This window comes from Sporosarcina sp. Marseille-Q4063 (assembly GCF_018309085.1).
Classification (GTDB): Bacteria; Bacillota; Bacilli; order Bacillales_A; family Planococcaceae; genus Sporosarcina.
The window spans coordinates 2230517-2245506 of record NZ_CP070502.1; the positions used below are offsets into that span (position 1 = coordinate 2230517).

The 14990-nt window shown below is 42.4% G+C and carries 22 protein-coding genes and 1 riboswitch; of the genes, 3 read left to right on the forward strand and 19 right to left on the reverse strand.

Going from position 1 to position 14990, the window contains the following annotated elements; translation table 11 throughout:
- Nucleotides 1-24: 24 nt before the first annotated feature.
- Nucleotides 25-795 (reverse strand): 3-hydroxyacyl-CoA dehydrogenase, encoded by a 771-nt coding sequence (locus JSQ81_RS11570; protein WP_212604222.1) that lies wholly within the window; start codon nucleotides 793-795, stop codon nucleotides 25-27.
- 400 nt (nucleotides 796-1195) lie between these two features.
- Entirely contained in the window at nucleotides 1196-2698 is a 1503-nt protein-coding gene (locus JSQ81_RS11575) for an amidase (RefSeq protein WP_212604223.1), read from the reverse strand.
- A 345-nt stretch (nucleotides 2699-3043) separates the two neighbouring features.
- Here JSQ81_RS11575 and JSQ81_RS11580 point away from each other — a divergent pair, with 345 nt between their 5' ends.
- From JSQ81_RS11580 to JSQ81_RS11590, 3 genes are all read left to right on the forward strand, one after another.
- The gene (locus JSQ81_RS11580; RefSeq protein WP_212604224.1) at nucleotides 3044-3823 is read left to right on the forward strand and encodes a 2-keto-4-pentenoate hydratase; all 780 of its coding nucleotides are present in this window, start codon (nucleotides 3044-3046) and stop codon (nucleotides 3821-3823) included.
- A gap of 4 nt (nucleotides 3824-3827) precedes the next feature.
- On the forward strand, nucleotides 3828-4046 hold the full coding sequence (locus JSQ81_RS11585; protein ID WP_212604225.1) for a hypothetical protein: 219 nt from the start codon (nucleotides 3828-3830) through the stop codon (nucleotides 4044-4046).
- A 403-nt stretch (nucleotides 4047-4449) separates the two neighbouring features.
- Nucleotides 4450-5253 (forward strand): class I SAM-dependent methyltransferase, encoded by an 804-nt coding sequence (locus JSQ81_RS11590; RefSeq protein WP_212604226.1) that lies wholly within the window; start codon nucleotides 4450-4452, stop codon nucleotides 5251-5253.
- A gap of 96 nt (nucleotides 5254-5349) precedes the next feature.
- Here JSQ81_RS11590 and JSQ81_RS11595 read toward each other — a convergent pair whose 3' ends face one another.
- The 17 genes from JSQ81_RS11595 to gvpJ all read right to left on the reverse strand — a co-directional run bounded on the left by JSQ81_RS11595 (nucleotide 5350) and on the right by gvpJ (nucleotide 14898).
- Nucleotides 5350-5664 carry a DMT family transporter gene (locus JSQ81_RS11595; RefSeq protein WP_212604227.1) on the reverse strand — a complete coding sequence of 105 codons (315 nt, stop codon included), beginning with the start codon at nucleotides 5662-5664 and terminating at the stop codon, nucleotides 5350-5352.
- Nucleotides 5664-6005, reverse strand: coding sequence for a DMT family transporter (locus JSQ81_RS11600; RefSeq protein WP_212604228.1), 342 nt, complete (start codon nucleotides 6003-6005; stop codon nucleotides 5664-5666). Before JSQ81_RS11600 ends, JSQ81_RS11595 begins: the two co-directional genes overlap by 1 nt.
- 69 nt (nucleotides 6006-6074) lie before the next feature.
- Nucleotides 6075-6173, reverse strand: a riboswitch (guanidine-I (ykkC/yxkD leader).
- A gap of 231 nt (nucleotides 6174-6404) precedes the next feature.
- Nucleotides 6405-7571, reverse strand: coding sequence for a pyridoxal-phosphate-dependent aminotransferase family protein (locus JSQ81_RS11605; RefSeq protein ID WP_212604229.1), 1167 nt, complete (start codon nucleotides 7569-7571; stop codon nucleotides 6405-6407).
- A 104-nt stretch (nucleotides 7572-7675) separates the two neighbouring features.
- Nucleotides 7676-8074: a gas vesicle accessory protein GvpU gene (gene gvpU / locus JSQ81_RS11610; protein WP_212604230.1), complete on the reverse strand. Its 399-nt coding sequence runs from the start codon at nucleotides 8072-8074 to the stop codon at nucleotides 7676-7678.
- 2 nt (nucleotides 8075-8076) lie between these two features.
- On the reverse strand, nucleotides 8077-9330 hold the full coding sequence (locus tag JSQ81_RS11615; RefSeq protein ID WP_212604231.1) for a hypothetical protein: 1254 nt from the start codon (nucleotides 9328-9330) through the stop codon (nucleotides 8077-8079).
- A gap of 65 nt (nucleotides 9331-9395) precedes the next feature.
- Nucleotides 9396-9710 carry a gas vesicle protein gene (locus JSQ81_RS11620; protein ID WP_212604232.1) on the reverse strand — a complete coding sequence of 105 codons (315 nt, stop codon included), beginning with the start codon at nucleotides 9708-9710 and terminating at the stop codon, nucleotides 9396-9398.
- Nucleotides 9711-9735: 25 nt separating this feature from the next.
- Complete coding sequence (locus JSQ81_RS11625) at nucleotides 9736-10020, reverse strand: gas vesicle protein K (protein WP_212604233.1); 285 nt, start codon at nucleotides 10018-10020, stop codon at nucleotides 9736-9738.
- Nucleotides 9986-10261, reverse strand: a complete 276-nt coding sequence (locus tag JSQ81_RS11630) for a gas vesicle protein (RefSeq protein ID WP_212604234.1) — start codon at nucleotides 10259-10261, stop codon at nucleotides 9986-9988. Before JSQ81_RS11630 ends, JSQ81_RS11625 begins: the two co-directional genes overlap by 35 nt.
- Nucleotides 10262-10280: 19 nt before the next feature.
- Complete coding sequence (locus JSQ81_RS11635; protein ID WP_212604235.1) at nucleotides 10281-11087, reverse strand: GvpL/GvpF family gas vesicle protein; 807 nt, start codon at nucleotides 11085-11087, stop codon at nucleotides 10281-10283.
- 12 nt (nucleotides 11088-11099) lie between these two features.
- Complete coding sequence (locus JSQ81_RS11640) at nucleotides 11100-11354, reverse strand: gas vesicle protein GvpG (RefSeq protein WP_212604236.1); 255 nt, start codon at nucleotides 11352-11354, stop codon at nucleotides 11100-11102.
- On the reverse strand, nucleotides 11354-12121 hold the full coding sequence (locus JSQ81_RS11645) for a GvpL/GvpF family gas vesicle protein (protein ID WP_212604237.1): 768 nt from the start codon (nucleotides 12119-12121) through the stop codon (nucleotides 11354-11356). Before JSQ81_RS11645 ends, JSQ81_RS11640 begins: the two co-directional genes overlap by 1 nt.
- Nucleotides 12122-12135: 14 nt before the next feature.
- Nucleotides 12136-13053, reverse strand: coding sequence for a gas vesicle protein GvpN (gvpN, locus tag JSQ81_RS11650; RefSeq protein WP_212604238.1), 918 nt, complete (start codon nucleotides 13051-13053; stop codon nucleotides 12136-12138).
- A 24-nt stretch (nucleotides 13054-13077) separates the two neighbouring features.
- A complete protein-coding gene (gene gvpO, locus JSQ81_RS11655) occupies nucleotides 13078-13344 on the reverse strand; it encodes a gas vesicle protein GvpO (protein ID WP_212604239.1) in 267 nt (88 codons plus the stop codon).
- A 64-nt stretch (nucleotides 13345-13408) separates the two neighbouring features.
- The gene (gene gvpA, locus JSQ81_RS11660) at nucleotides 13409-13669 is read right to left on the reverse strand and encodes a gas vesicle structural protein GvpA (protein WP_212604240.1); all 261 of its coding nucleotides are present in this window, start codon (nucleotides 13667-13669) and stop codon (nucleotides 13409-13411) included.
- 27 nt (nucleotides 13670-13696) lie between these two features.
- Nucleotides 13697-14146 carry a gas vesicle protein GvpQ gene (gvpQ, locus tag JSQ81_RS11665; protein WP_212604241.1) on the reverse strand — a complete coding sequence of 150 codons (450 nt, stop codon included), beginning with the start codon at nucleotides 14144-14146 and terminating at the stop codon, nucleotides 13697-13699.
- Between the two features lie 27 nt (nucleotides 14147-14173).
- Nucleotides 14174-14647: a GvpT/GvpP family gas vesicle accessory protein gene (gene gvpT / locus JSQ81_RS11670; protein WP_212604242.1), complete on the reverse strand. Its 474-nt coding sequence runs from the start codon at nucleotides 14645-14647 to the stop codon at nucleotides 14174-14176.
- A gap of 17 nt (nucleotides 14648-14664) precedes the next feature.
- Nucleotides 14665-14898: a gas vesicle protein GvpJ gene (gene gvpJ, locus JSQ81_RS11675; protein ID WP_212604243.1), complete on the reverse strand. Its 234-nt coding sequence runs from the start codon at nucleotides 14896-14898 to the stop codon at nucleotides 14665-14667.
- Between the last annotated feature and the right edge of the window lie 92 nt (nucleotides 14899-14990).

A 14990-nucleotide genomic window follows, 5' to 3' on the forward strand; every position in this document is an offset into this window, starting at 1 on the left:
CACCCCTTTTTATAATTAAACCCTTTACCGCGGTTGCATACGAATTCCGCCGTCTAACCGAATAACTTCACCGTTTACATAGCCGTTTTCAATTAAGAACAATGCGCTCGATGCATATTCCGTTGGCGTACCCAGTCGCTTCGGAAATTCAACCATGCCTTCTAACTTTTCAATTACATTTTCCGGCAATCCTTCAGCCATCGGCGTTCTGAATAAACCCGGCGCGATTGTATTAATGCGGATTCCATATGACGATAGATCCCGCGCAATCGGCAACGTCATCCCCGCGACGCCCGCTTTACTCGCACCATATGCCGCTTGCCCCATTTGTCCGTCGAAAGCTGCGACCGATGCTGTATTAATAATGACTCCTCGTTCTCCATCATCTGTCAGCGGTTCGTTTTTCGTCATTGCTTCCGCCGCCAGTCTCAATGTATTAAACGTTCCAATCAAGTTAACGTCGATGACTTTTTTAAAGTTTTCTAACGGCATCGCGCCTGCTCGCCCAACTGTTTTTTGCGGAGGCGCGATGCCTGCGCAGTTGACGCATATATGTACGGCTCCAAATCTATCTACCGCTGTTTTGATACCTGCTTCTACGGATGCCTCACTCGTGACATCTACGTTTGCGTACGCGACATTTCCCCCTAATTCTTCGCACACTTCATTCGCTTTGGTTTCATTCAAATCGAATATGACGACTTTAGCCCCTTTTTCCACTAAGCTTCTGACCGTTCCAAGACCTAATCCAGAAGCTCCCCCAGTAACAACGGCCACTTTATCTTTAATATCCACTTTCCCACTCCCTTTTGACGGTACTTTCTGAAGATTCTATCTCACTATAATTCTAGCAATCAATTTACTGAATTGCAATTCACTATCCGGTGGTGGGAACTTTTATTGCGCGGAGTTGGGGGGGTCTGGGGAGGACTTCGTAGTGTTTACGCGGAATTCATAAATTGCGCGGACATAATGATCGATTGAGCGGACATAATTGCGCATTTCTTCCGATTGAGATGACATTATTTGAGATTGCGCTGACATCCTTCATTTGAGCGGAGAAAATGCGTGATTGAGCGCACATAATTGGGCATTTCACCCAATTGGGCAGACAATATAAAGGATTGCGCGGACAACTATAAAAAACCCCAATTCCCATGACCGCAGTCATGAAATTGAGGTTTTAAAAATAAATTTACTTATTCTCAAACAACGGATTACCCTTCATTCCAACCCATAAATCTGTTTGCTCAAGTTGGAAGGCAAGCTGAAGAAGTCGATGTTCTTCCCCTTTTTGCGCCATCACCTGGACGCCTAACGGAAGGCCTTCCTTTGATAAATGCACAGGAACGGATACGGCTGGTTGACCGGTCAAGTTAGCGAGTTGCGTGAAAGGCGTGTACGTCAAACTCGGTAAAAACATGTCATAGATTAGTTCTTGTTGTTTATTTCCGGAAACACCGCTTATATTCGATCGCATTTGTTCCTGATTTGCTTTCGAAAAGGTCAATTCACCGATTTTCGGTGCAGTGAATGCATTCGTTGGCGTTATATAAAAATCATAAGTTTGATGGAGTGCAGCCATTTGCGCGGCTGCCGTATCCCATGACGCAAGACTTGCTGAGAACTCCGCAGCGGATACGGACTTGCCAGCTTCATTCAGCATCCACGTTTCAATTTCGACGTCATCCGCTGTAATCGGCCGCCCAACTGCACGTTCCAGTTTTTGAATTAAAGCCGCGATCTCACCGCTATTCATGAGATAGTAATCCCTCATTAACTGGATGCCGTCCACGCCGTTGTCTCTTTCCTCTACAATATGGCCATCTTTTTCTAACCATTTCACCGTTTTTTCGACGGCTAACCGCGCTTCTTCAGATACCGGCGTGCCGACTGGCGACTTCGTGGTAAAAGCAATTTTCAACGGCTTGTTAAATGGTTCCATCATCGCATTTTGATAGCTCCCCGAAAACAAAGGTGCTTGGAATGCTGCTTCTGGTTGAATCACTTGAAGGACGTCAAGTAGCCCTGCACTATCTCGCACACTTCTGCTTAAAACGAAGTCAATGGCTGCCCCTTGCCACTGGCGCCCCACTCCTGGTCCAACAGGCGTACGCCCTCTTGTCGGCTTCAATCCGAATAAACCAGTAAACGACGCCGGAATCCGGATAGACCCGCCGCCATCGCTTGCCCCTGCGACAGGAACAACACCAGAAGCGACGGCCGCAGCTGAACCCCCACTTGATCCGCCCGGAGAGTATTCGCTATTCCAAGGATTTCCCGTTGGACCATGGAGTTCTGGTTCCGTAATGTTTTTCAACCCGAATTCAGGCGCATTCGTTTGACCTGCGAATAAAAAACCCGCATTCCGAAGTTTGCCAACAAAATTGGAATCGCGTTCTGCAATATTGTTTGCTAGAAGTCTGGAACCAGAAGTAATGCCTTCACCTTTCACTGATTGCGAACTGTTTTTCAGCAACATGGGCACGCCTGAAAACGGGCGATTTGTTTCCCCCAGCTGCTCCGCTTCATTCAATACTCTCTCACGCCACACATCGGTCATCATATTCAGCGACGGATTCACTTTATCAAGTTGTTCAAAACTAAGTTCGATCAATTCTTTCGACGTTACTTCTTTATTACGAATTAACTGCGCCATCTCAGTCGCATCCAGCGTCAAATATGTACGAAGATCCATTCCCTCACCTCATGATTACTATTTTCTATAACTTTATCATTCAAAACAAGACAAACCAACGAAATGTTTGGTTCGTTCATCGCGATAAAACACGAAACGACTATAGTATGCCCTCAAACGACCATAACGGATTTTAAACGACTAAAGCGCCCACTCAAACGACCAATAAGAACTCCAAAGCGACTAATACCTACTCTCAAACGACTAAACGGAAGTATTTCCGTTGAATGTATTGCGAAAATGACGTTTATTTGAAATGATTAGTATTAAGCAAATGATAGTTTAATCGGAATAAGGATTTCTCTAGATTAAGAGCTCTAAAAACTTCGAAGGGGATTGAATACTATGACAACTGTGGCAGACCGAATCGTACATAATCTGTTAACTGCTCGTAAAACGAAGCAACCAATCGAATTTATTCGCAATGAATATACGTTAGACGAGGAAACTTCCTATTCAATTCAAGATGAATTCATCAAAAGAAAATGCGAACAGGAAAATGATGAGGTAGCTGGTTATAAAATCAGCATGACAAGTGCTGAAACCCAAGCAATCGCTGGGACTCATGAACCCGCTTATGGGACTTTACTGACCTCCAATTTAGTGAAAAGCGGAGACTCTGTTTCATTATTCTCTTTATTCGCCCCATTGATCGAACCAGAAATCATGTTTATTTTGAATGAAGATTTGACTGCGGGTGCTGATGAAGAAGAAATTTCAAGCAAATGTAAAATTGCTGCGGGGATAGAAGTTCCCGATGCACGTTATATCGATTGGTTTCCTAATTTCTCTTTAGCTGATTTGCTTTGCGACAATACCGCAACAGGTCTGGTTGTCGTATCTGATCCAGTCGAGCCCTTGTCTTTCAAGGAATTAGCCAATGTAAAAATGGAGCTTTTTCTTAATGGAGAGAAAATCAGTGAAGGTGTTTCTTCTGCTGTATTGGGCAATCCTGTCTCTTCAGTTGCATGGTTATCTCAAAAACTTGCTGAGAAAAATAAAACTTTGAAAAAAGGCATGGTTATTTCGTCCGGCACATTTATTTCGCCGCTCCCTGTGAACGAAGGAACATATACAGTCACCTATTCGAATATAGGTGAAACAGAAATTACTTTTGGGTGGTGATTGAATGCATAAAATTTTAGCGTTCTCAATTTTAGGGATGGGGTTAACTGGTGCCGTCCTAGTCATTTCGGTTCCTCTATTATTCAACACGCCAATAGGAAATGTATTGAAGATAGTTATTGCTGGTTCTACAACAGTTTTCGTTATATTCGCTATTTCGGCTCTAGTATTTCGTCGGCGATTAGATGAGCAAGCAAAGAAAGAGGATAATTTAGTGAAATGAATAAAGCCAGCATTTTTGTTTCCCTCTTTTTTAGAAAGGGGTGGCTTCGGCTACTCTTTTTTTATTTGGCCAGTGGGAAAAATAAACAGGAAGTGTCAACGGGAAATGTCTGACTGGAGCAAAGCGGAAGGAATTCATTTTGATTAATAATCGTTATTGTTTAAAGCTGTCCTCAGTGAGCGGCTCTCCGTTGCAGGCTATTTTTTCATAAAAGCTATTTCGTTTGATTACGAACATGTCATGGCATCTGAAGAAAACTCACTTCACATAGGGATTGCCGGAATCATTTGGGCTTTTAGCATGGTTTGTTTGATAGTGGGAATTTATAAGTTTTCTAAATCTGGAAAAGTAATTTCTTCTTAAATTAACGCTTTAATTCAAGAAGATATAGGGGGAATTGATCTTGGATAGTTTAGAAGTAGTGAGAAAATTTTATGATGAAACAGTAAATTATGAGTGGGAACGGCTTGAACGTCACAAAGTAGAATTTGAACTTAGCAAGCGCTTTATGAATCGTTATATTAAGCCTAATGACAAAGTATTGGACCTCGGTGGTGGTCCGGGTAGGTATTCACTTTATCTTGCCCAACGTGGGTGCGATGTGACATTAGCCGACCTTTCACAAGAGAATGTAAACTTTGCAGTGAACAAGGCAAAAGAACTTGATCTCCCTCTTAAAGCCTTGCAAGTTGATAGTCGTGATCTATCAACCATTGAAGATGGCCAATATGATTATGTGCTATGCATGGGGCCTATGTATCATCTCAAAAGCGAGAGCGATAGAGTGAAAACTATTAAGGAATGTTTAAAAAAGCTGAAACCAGGAGGAACCATTTTTGTGGCATTTGTTTCTTCTTACTCTTTCGTTTGGGATTATCTCATACATAATCCTGAATTTATATTAGATAATGAGCGGAAATCCCAACTAAATATGATAGTGGCAGATGAAGACTTTGCGGGACAAGGGTTTTCAGATAATTTTTTCATCTCTCCTAAAAATGTACTTCCATTCTTCGATCAGTTTGAGCTCGAAAAACTTCATTTACTTAACTGTGAAAGTTTTTTATATCTTCGCGAGCCAGAACTTCTCAAACAGAATCCTGCAGTTCTAAACGCTTGGTTAGATTTTGCAGAACAGGTATGTGAACGAGAGGATTTATTGAGTTTAGCAGAACATATTATGTATATTGGTAAAAAAACTGAATAAACCTGATTCAAGTTAAAAGAGCCCAATTCCTTTGCGAATCTGGGCTCCAAGGTTTTATTCGAATAAAAGTCGGAAGCCTGAACTGTTACTTTTCTTTTACGAGACGAGTTTTAGACCTACTGCGGCACCCAAAACCATTCCTATAAAAACAAGTCTTTTCCAGTCTGATGACTCTCCATATAAAACCATACCTAAAATTGCTCCACCAGACGCGCCAATACCTGTCCAAATTGCATAAGCTGTACCCATCGGAAGTGTTTTCATGGAATATGCAAGAAATATAAAACTTGCGCCAAACGAGAGAGTCAAGAGTACTAATGATTGCCAATTCCGGTCTTTATGCAACTTATTAATCATTGCAACACCAAACATTTCAAACACGCCTGCTGCTACTAAAGAAATCCACGCCATCAAGATTCATCCCCTTTCTGAACATTGTCCGTTGTCACTAACTTCAAGCCAATTACGCCTGCCAATAAAACTAAAATCAAGAGTACTTTTTCTACTTTAAATGGTTCTTCAAAGAATAGAATTTCAGAAAACACAGTTCCTGCAGTACCTAGGCCAACAAAAACTGCATATACAGTTCCTACTGGAAGTTTTCGTCCAGCCATAATCATTAAATAGAAACTGATAAAGATCGCAATTGCAGTTCCAGCCCACGTCCAAAAGTCATTTGCATGTTTTAAACCAATCACCCAAAAAACCTCAAAGAAAGCAGCAATAAATACTTTAATCCAATCATTATTCATCTACAAGATCCCTCCAATTTTATTGTTACCAAAAAACAAAAAAAGCCTGAGAGAAAACTGTTAAACAGTTTCTCCCAGGCTTTTATCCTTCCGTGACACAGCAAAGCTGCGAGTTTTCTCTCGGACCAGGCCAACATAAGATGTCGCGGAACCCTAGAAAACATTTACGATATGCAGTTACTTTATATGATAACACATTTTTATATCTTAGTTAAGATTGGTATGGTGAAAAGCATAATCTATCTTGGAGAGGCATGATCTGGTTACAGAGGAGTTCACGAATTGAGCGGACATTATATGAGATTGCGCGAACTCCCCTAATCCCCAGCGCCAAAAACATCAAAAAACCCCAACTCCCACTATGGAAGTCGAGGTTTTATTCGAATAAAAGTCAGTCGTTCACACTGTGACTTCTAATCGCTCTCTAAATTTCTCAACAGCCTTCGTCGAGTCAACTTTATGACCCATTTCATTCAACGTATCCCCGATCAGCTCAACCGCTTTTTCCAGCATTTCCGCAGTCGTATTCCCCATATGCCCGATTCGGAATGCTTTTCCGCCTAGATGAGCTAAGGAACCTGCTAGGATAACGCCTTTTTTCGCCATTTCGGCACGGAATGTCGCGTCGTCCACGCCTTCAGGGTACAGAATACAGCTTAATGTTGATGCGGCGACTGCTTCGTCTGCCAACGCCTTCATTCCGAATTCAGCAAGCCCTGCGCGCACTGCTTTTCCGTAAGCTTCATGGCGAATATAACGTTTTTCAAGACCTTCATCCAGAACCATGCGCATGCCTTCGTGGTAAGCGTAAATTAGGTTCACAGGCGGGGTCGCGAAATATTTGCTCGGGTCGTTCATGATCGGAATCCAGTTGTAAATATCAGCATAGTAAGCCGGCACGCGTTCAATTTCCTCGCGCGCAGCCAATGCGGTTTTATTGAAAGCGACGATTGCAAGACCTGGTGGTACGCCAATCGCTTTTTGCGAGCCGGTTAGAATCACGTCAATTTTATAGTCAGGATTGCCGTATTCTTTACTCATATCTTCTTCAATCGCCGCGGTTGCAACAACCCCGTCCAATATGATCAGTGCACCGTGCTTTTTGATGACTGGCACGAGCGCGTCTAAATCGGCGACGACTCCCGTAGAAGTATCCGCGTGCGTTATCGTTACAGCTTTAAATTTATCGGTAGCGAGCTTGGCTTCGACTTCGGCAGCCGTTACTTGCTTGCCCCACTCGGATTGAAGCACTTCAACCTTGATGCCGAACGCCTCGCCTAATTTAATGAAACGGTCGCCGAAATAGCCTTGGCTGACGACTAACAACTTTTCTCCAGCCGCAACCGTATTCACAAGTGCCATTTCCATCGCAAGCGTTCCGGAACCCGACACGACAAATACTTCTCCGTCTGTTTGGAACATTTCTCGGGTCATGTCGATTGCCTCTTTGTAAATCGCGGTGAATCTTCCGTCGGTGTGGCTTCTTGTTTCCTGTGCCATTGCATCATAAATTGAATCGACGACTGGTGTTGGTCCAGGAATGAGTAGCATGTCTTCGTTACGCATATTATCCGCCTCCAAAATGAATACTATTGTTCTATCACTAGTATATCATTGTTCGGACTTTTCAGCGTTTTCATAGGCTTTTACTAGCAAATCAACAATTACGTCTACTCGTCGCTGCCATCCAATATTCTCCCTAAAAAGAAACCATCAATCTCGCTTAATTTGCCGCGCCAAAGAATTTCTCCCTTCGAAGGAGTTGGCTTGCTGTCGCCGCAATATACTTTGGTGTCTTTCATATGAAGAAAATTAGCCTCGGTTTCATCATTATTCTGAGCAGTCTCCCCAGCCTGATCCAGCTGTTCACTTAGCTTCTGGGCAATGTCATTTCCGTCTTCAAGAGTCGCGCTTAAGGTGCTGAAGTATTCCTTTGCCGATACCAGTGTACCGGTAATGACAGCTCCTTTAACATTTAAAGTGATATCCAAGTTGAAGTCGTGTTTATTCGCTGCTTGCACCAAAAACTCAAGTATATTATCTTTATTATGTCCAGAACGATTACCCATTTTTACGCCTCCTTTTTTGATCCATCTAAAACCAGATAGGATTCCTCATCTTTGGCGCTTACTTCGTCTGTTTTTCCTTCACTTTTTCGGTTTTTTTTTTCTGTTTTCTGTTTGGCGTCTTTTTCAGATTTAGCATCCGAACTCTTACTCTTTGCTTTTTGATCCTTCTTTGGTGTTTTTTCTTCTAACTCTTCATCTTCATCTTCATCATTGTCTTTGCTCGCGTCTTTATTCTTATTCTTATTCTTCTTGCCTTTTTCTTTTTCCTCATCGTCTTTCTGTTGATCTTCTTTTTTCGCTTTGGAATCTTTAGTCTTTTTTGGTTCTTCATCTTTCTTCTTTTTAGATGACTTTGATTTATCGTCGCTCTTGGTCTTTTTAGCTTTTTCATCTTCTTCAGGTTCTGATTCATCTTCATCTTTTTCTTCATCGGAACTATCTTGCTCTTCATCACTTTCATCTTTGCTAGCCGCTACTTCGTCATTTCCTTTGCCGCTATCTTTATCCTCTTCATCATCAGAACTCTCTTCTTCGTTCTGATCTTCTTCCTCTGCCGCTTCCTGGCTTTGATCATTTTTGCTTTCAGCTAGTTTTTCTAAAAGCTCTTCTATTTTGCCCAGGCGGTCCTGAAGTTGTTCATTTTCTTCTTTTAAAGTTTCATATTCTTCGTTATCTTGTTCTTTATCTTTATTTTGAGCCTCTTCTTCCTCTTCGTCATCATTTTCCTGCTGCTCTTTATCCGTTGAATCATCCTTTAAGGAATTTTTTAAAACAGAGTCAGACTCTTCGCTGTCATCTTTGCTTTTATCTTCCTCTTGATTGTCCTCGGCTGAATCTTGTGAAGAACTTCCTGATTCATTCGAAGTTTTATTTTCTTTTTCAGTTGAACCACCATCTGTTAGTTTCGAAAGCAGACCTTCCAGACGGTCTAAACGACCTGAAATGCCTTCATTTTTTTGAGAGGAATCCTCGGAAGCATCGTTGGATGGCTCTTGATCGTCGGAAGTATTCCCGTTTTCTTTTGAAAATAGCTTGGATGCATTATCCTTAATGGAATTAACGGCTTTCTTCGAGCCGTCTTTCACCGCATTCCCCAACTCCAAACCTTTGTCGCTTAGCTTTTGACCATTTTCAGGAGTAGCCAGGTATCCGACGGTTGCACCGATCAGGCCTCCTGCTAGCGACCGTGTAAGATTGCCTTTTTTATTATTATTTCCTTCAGTTTGATTTTCTTTCAAGATTGTTTCTTCAGTCATGTCGTTTCCTCCTAATATTCTTGATACTTTTTTGTCAGTAGATTAGTTATGGTTTAATAGTTGAACTAATTGGTTTTGAGTCCGCTAGCTAACATGCTGTTTTCGAGCATTTCGAGCCTTTCGTGGAGCTGTCGATTCTCTTCCTCTAGCGCTTTTGTATTGCTGTCAACCGCTTTGGAAGATAGATAAGGATCGGTTTCCCACCAGTCCATGCCGATTTCTTTTGCCTTGTCGACCGAAGCAACAATCAGTCTGATTTTGATGGTGAGTAATTCTACATCCGCAACGCCGACTGTAATGTCTCCTGCAATCACCACTCCTTTATCGAGTATCTTCTCAAGTACGTCTACAATCGTGTTGGATTGCATGGAATGTTCCATTTAAAATCCTCCTTGGGTGTTCGTTTCAAAGCAAGCTTCCTAAAGGACCCAGGTCAATATTCAAGTCTTCGGCATCCAGACCGAATATTTCTTTTAGCTCATCCATTTTCTCTTCCAAATTCATCAATGCTTCGCCTAAGTCCTCAATTTGCTGGTCCGTCAACGTTCCGCCTTCGACCCGCCGAATCGCGTGCCTTTCCACTATTTGTCGTAATAGCTCAATTACGGTCAGCACCAATTGCGCCAATCCATGCTCCGCATTATCAGGGTCTAAATTAATCTTTCCACTTGCTTGGTTGGCCGGTTGCATCAGTCAATGCCTCCCTTTGTCTTTCAAATTGTTCTGAAGATACGGTTTCATGGTTTCCCGCTTGGGCCTGAACGAGAGATTCCACTGAAGCGATCAATACTCTCAAATCTAAATACACAAGATCGACGCCAGCAATAGAAATCACTAAATCCGCCTTGATCGCGACACCTTTATCTAGGATGACATCCAAAATATCAATGAGCGCTATATCCTTATTTTCCATCGATTCTTTTAATGCCATAGTTTCATCTCATCCTCATTTATGAAAAGTTGGAGAAGTGGTAGGCCGGCCATGGCCCAGTTGCTTCAAACTGCCATCCCATTCCCTTCATGTCCTTTTCATATTGCTGAATCTGTCTTAAAAAGTTTTCTACATCTGCCGCGGGAATCAGATAGACGCTATTCCAGGTCATCTCATCTTTTCTTCCCGTTACGTCATTGCTCCAAGTTTTTTTGATATTTCCTTTTAGCGCAATTTCGCTTAGATGTCCATGGATGTTTTCACTAATTCTGTTTTTTTCTTCTTCCAACTCGGATTCAATCAGCTTATCTAGCTTTTTCTTCGCGAAAAATTGCTTTCCTTTAGAAAGTTGGTTTATTTCTTCTCGTTTTGCTTCAATGGCCGGATTGCTCTCACTCACTTGTTCTTTTAGCAATTGATCATCGCAGTAGATTTTCAAATTCCACTCCTCGTTTCCGTGAATCGAGGCAAATGTATCAATCAAATCCGCTTCCTTCGTCTGTACTGCGTTTTCCAAACTTGCCTGGTTTTTAAACAGCGTACAAAACTTCAGGGGTACTATCGTGTACATCTTTGAGAGCATCATGACAGTCTCGTGATGGTGAAAAGCCTTTTCCTGGAGCCACTCCATGTTATTGTTAATTTGTTCCTGAATACTTTCTTCCGAGTACTCTTTTGCATCAAGGTCGCAGACAACAGCAGTTGCCTTGCCTAAAGCGAGGGTGTACATATGCCCTTTGCCATCGAAGCCTTTATTAGAAGGCAGCTGTTGTTTGATTGCTTCCTCTGTCGGTATCAATCCATATAAGTAAATGAGACTGTCCATCTTTTTCTTTCCTCATTTCCTCTTTGTCATTTCTTCCCATTGCTGCATTTCCATTCTTTTTGCCATTTCATATCGAAGAAGCAATTCTTCTTCTTTCTCTTTATATAACTCATCTGGTATCTCCTCAAGTTCATACATCATTTGAAGCTGAATCAGCTTTTGCTGGATTGTCGGAAGGTCGAAAAGTTCTTTATCAGCTTCCTCTTTCACCTTTTCACCGATTTTTATGACCAGGTTGATTGGAGCGGTAACCAGTTTATGAATCATCACGCATCCTCAACTTGTAATCGGATATTGATGAAATTATACGCAGGCCAAGGTCCGCTGTAGCTGAACTCTACCTTGTCCTTCCATTTTTCGTATGTTTCATTAATTTTTTCATCGAAATCTGCTTCTTTGCCACGGTCTACTAAAAAGGCTGCATTAAGAAGCATTTTTTCACCAATCGGGTCGTTGGCTTTGGATGCCTCAGCGAGCTCCGTCAGCGGGCTGAAGACTTCCTGCTTTATATTCTGTTGCAGTGAAGTGATTATTTTTTGGGCAGCTCCGCCAATCTGAATTCTTTCGTAATAGCTGGCTGCTTCTGATTTCCCTTGCACAGCCTTCGCCATTTTATCGATTTTTGAATTCTCAGCGACAATTGATTCCAGCCATTCTTTTTTTCCGATCACTTTCAGACCTAACTCCACCTTCCCTTTTATCGCAGGGAACAGTTTTTCAAACTGCGGATATAGGTTTTCTAGCAACACACCAACGTCTTCCTTGGACTGGAATACATTTCCGAAGCTGACAGGGATTACAGTGTCATTCCTTTTCATCACTTGCGAGACGACATTTTGGTGCATAAGTAAATTGTCTTTATTCGGATGATAGATTTTCATCGGAACCTCTACTGCTACAATTGCCGCATCTTTATGGCGTATGGTAAACAGCTCCTTAGTTTCGCCTTCGATAGTAATCGTGCCGAAATCTTCGTCTGTTTCTGTCTGGATTCCGCAAAAAATATAGATGCCGGTTTGCTCTTCTTCGCTCATTTATAATTCCTCCTCTATTGCTTGGGTTTCATATTGCTGCAGGCCTTTTTGATTAATTTCTCTGCTGTTTTGATTGGTTCATCGGATTCGATGCACCTGCCTACTTGGTGACCTAGAATGTCCAAGCACAGTCGTTCGAAATCAGGATTGGATCCATCAATTTTAATTTTTTGTTCTGCCGCCAACCTAGCAATCATGATGGATGCTCGGAGACTCGGACCGGTATTTTCTAAGCATTCTCCCCGCAGCATTGCGACCAACTTTGTAATGGCTGCAGCGTCCTTGTCATCGATGTTGGCTTTATCGGCTACGATTGCCGTCTCACGGTCATGATCTTTATGATCGATATAAATGGTGATGAGCCGGTCAAGAAGTGCATCCTGCGTTTGGTAAACCCCGGCATATTCATCCGGGTTGCTAGTGAAGATCACCGCAAAATCAGGATGGACTCGAACAAAAGGCTCGGTTAATTTGGTGCCGTACAACGGAAGGACGCCTTCCTCCAAAATGGATAGAAAAATGTTATTGGTGGTGGGCAATGAACGTGTAAACTCATCGTAAACCAGCGTGTATCCATTCTTAACCGCCTCCAGCAATCGTCCATCTCTCCATGTCTCCGTCACGTTTTCATCCCGCTTATAAACCGACCGTATATAATTGTCGACTACCTTCTTGCTCGTATAACCTGTGAAGTCGCCTATCAGGTCCTTGTTGTTCAACTCATGGTTTCCGTGTATGAGCATGACAGGTTTTTTTCTTCTTTTAGCAAGTGCAAGCGCAAGAGATGTCTTTCCGGCTCCAGATGGGCCTGTTAAATGGATGGGATACCCGGCTTTCATGTACTGCAACGAACGGGAAAGCAGTTCTTCCGTCTTTTCATCACGAATGATTGCCCGTGAATTCTTGTCGATTTTATCCTTTAAGACCGTCACTCTGTTTCCTCCTACTCCCAAGACTTACTCTCCCATTTTGATGGCGCTTCTAAAACGGATATCCCATCTTTTATAGGATGTGATTTCCTTCTCCTCATTGAGACGGACATCATAAACGCCAAGCATTTCATCCTTTGCATATCTCTTCATATATTCCTTTTCCTCAATGACTTCCACCGTCAACTTCCAGCCATTATCATCACTTGCTTCTATGGCAGTAATTTTATGGACCGGGGCAACAAATTCATTAAAAAATTCCGTCACATTTTCGATTATCTGTTTAATTTCCATGGCAGCCTCCTGCTAAAAGCTAGCATGCCAGGGTTGCCTTAACCCTAGCGACGCCAGCGGATTTCTAGATACTAAATCGAGCATTGCCTTCATTCGACTCGAGGGCAAAATCGTCTTCTTCAGCGCCGTCTTGTAGCAACCCAACCGCTTCTGCATATCGCAGCCATGTATCAACACTGGCAATGACCACCCTTGCTTCAACTGTCAAAATTTCAATCCCGACAACTGATACTCTGACAAATGCATCAATTACAATCCCTTTGTCCAGAATTCTGTCAATAACCTCCGCTAAACTTGAACTATCTGTACTTTTTTGAACTGACATTATTGCATTCTCCTTTCGCTAATCCTTTTAAGATCCAATGGTCCGAATGTCGTTTATAGTTTTAATCTCGGTGGCTCCCTTAATATCCTTGGACGTCTTGATCGAGCTAATTCCCTTAATGTCCGAAACACCCTTTACTTTCCGTTTATCATCACTTTTATTTGCCGAGGATATTTTATCCTGAAGTTCTTCCCCTGCATCGACCACTTTCCCAAGCTTATCTCGGGCGGAAAGCAGTACATTTCGGGTTTTTTCCTTCGCTTCTCCTGCATTGTCTTCAACTTTATCGACCAACTTTTCTTTGGCGTCTCCCAGTTTTTCGGTTAATTTATCTCCCTTGTCCTGGACATTCTCGACAACTTTTTCCTTGGCCTTATCGGCTGCAACTTCTTTCACTTTGTCTTTAATCGGTTCTGGCGTGTGTTCAATCACTTTTTCGGCTACTTTCCCTGCAGTTTTTGCCAGTGGCTTGTCCATGCACTAACCCCCTTTAAAGACTTGTTATCACTTGGTAGCCACAAGATCATTCAGCATCTCTTCAATCTTTTCAAGTCGATCGTTTAACTGTTTGTTTTCTTCTTTTATCTCGTTATAGCTTTGTTGCTTTTCCTGGTTTGGAACACTGTTATCATCATTCTTCGGGGACAGTAGCCCTTGTTCGATTTTACTCATATAGCCCGAAGCAAGATGTTTGATGCTGTTTTGCGCTTGCCCTGCTAGAAGCTCCTGAGCCGTTTTTCTGAATTCCTCGCTCGCCACTTTGACCAATTCAGATTCGCCTAATTTTTTCATGGCCTTCTGGCTCGTAGCCGGATTGGCAAGCAACCCGATTCCTGCTCCAACCACCCCGCCAATCAGCGCAAAGTTCATGGAATAATTCGGACCTTTCTTTTCTTGTGTCGGCTGATTACTTTCCGTTTCCTTCTGTTCTTCCCTTTCCGCCTCTTCATAATTTTCATTGGATTCTTGATCGCTCATTTCATGTTCATCCTTTCTTAATAACTTAATTGCTCTTTTTTATCCTGGACATCATCCTGCAAGAGGCCGACAGCTTCTGCGTACCTGAGCCAGGTATCCACACTAGCGATAACCACCCGGGCTTCCACCGTAATGATTTCAATCCCGACTAGAGACACTCTTACAAAGGCATCAATCACAATTCCTTTATCCAGGATTCTATCAATCACCTCGGCAAGGCTTGAACTGTCTGTACTTTTTTGAACACTCATTACCGCTTCCTCCTCTCCATTATTTCACTTGGCTGGAGTTGGTTTTCAATTCTATAAATGGCCTTGTAATCTATATACCTGAGTTAAAATCA

Coding starts and splice junctions, on each gene's coding strand:
- JSQ81_RS11605 (WP_212604229.1), bottom strand. CDS start 7,571: ATGCGTAACGAAGACATGCTACTCATTCCTGGACCAACACCAGTCGTC.
- JSQ81_RS11575 (WP_212604223.1), bottom strand. CDS start 2,698: ATGGATCTTCGTACATATTTGACGCTGGATGCGACTGAGATGGCGCAG.
- JSQ81_RS11585 (WP_212604225.1), top strand. CDS start 3,828: ATGCATAAAATTTTAGCGTTCTCAATTTTAGGGATGGGGTTAACTGGT.
- JSQ81_RS11640 (WP_212604236.1), bottom strand. CDS start 11,354: ATGATTCATAAACTGGTTACCGCTCCAATCAACCTGGTCATAAAAATC.
- JSQ81_RS11595 (WP_212604227.1), bottom strand. CDS start 5,664: ATGGCGTGGATTTCTTTAGTAGCAGCAGGCGTGTTTGAAATGTTTGGT.
- JSQ81_RS11580 (WP_212604224.1), top strand. CDS start 3,044: ATGACAACTGTGGCAGACCGAATCGTACATAATCTGTTAACTGCTCGT.
- JSQ81_RS11615 (WP_212604231.1), bottom strand. CDS start 9,330: ATGACTGAAGAAACAATCTTGAAAGAAAATCAAACTGAAGGAAATAAT.
- gvpT (WP_212604242.1), bottom strand. CDS start 14,647: ATGAGCGATCAAGAATCCAATGAAAATTATGAAGAGGCGGAAAGGGAA.
- JSQ81_RS11620 (WP_212604232.1), bottom strand. CDS start 9,710: ATGGAACATTCCATGCAATCCAACACGATTGTAGACGTACTTGAGAAG.
- JSQ81_RS11625 (WP_212604233.1), bottom strand. CDS start 10,020: ATGCAACCGGCCAACCAAGCAAGTGGAAAGATTAATTTAGACCCTGAT.
- JSQ81_RS11630 (WP_212604234.1), bottom strand. CDS start 10,261: ATGGCATTAAAAGAATCGATGGAAAATAAGGATATAGCGCTCATTGAT.
- JSQ81_RS11645 (WP_212604237.1), bottom strand. CDS start 12,121: ATGAGCGAAGAAGAGCAAACCGGCATCTATATTTTTTGCGGAATCCAG.
- JSQ81_RS11635 (WP_212604235.1), bottom strand. CDS start 11,087: ATGGACAGTCTCATTTACTTATATGGATTGATACCGACAGAGGAAGCA.
- gvpJ (WP_212604243.1), bottom strand. CDS start 14,898: ATGAGTGTTCAAAAAAGTACAGACAGTTCAAGCCTTGCCGAGGTGATT.
- JSQ81_RS11600 (WP_212604228.1), bottom strand. CDS start 6,005: ATGAATAATGATTGGATTAAAGTATTTATTGCTGCTTTCTTTGAGGTT.
- gvpQ (WP_212604241.1), bottom strand. CDS start 14,146: ATGGACAAGCCACTGGCAAAAACTGCAGGGAAAGTAGCCGAAAAAGTG.
- gvpA (WP_212604240.1), bottom strand. CDS start 13,669: ATGTCAGTTCAAAAAAGTACAGATAGTTCAAGTTTAGCGGAGGTTATT.
- gvpO (WP_212604239.1), bottom strand. CDS start 13,344: ATGGAAATTAAACAGATAATCGAAAATGTGACGGAATTTTTTAATGAA.
- gvpU (WP_212604230.1), bottom strand. CDS start 8,074: ATGGGTAATCGTTCTGGACATAATAAAGATAATATACTTGAGTTTTTG.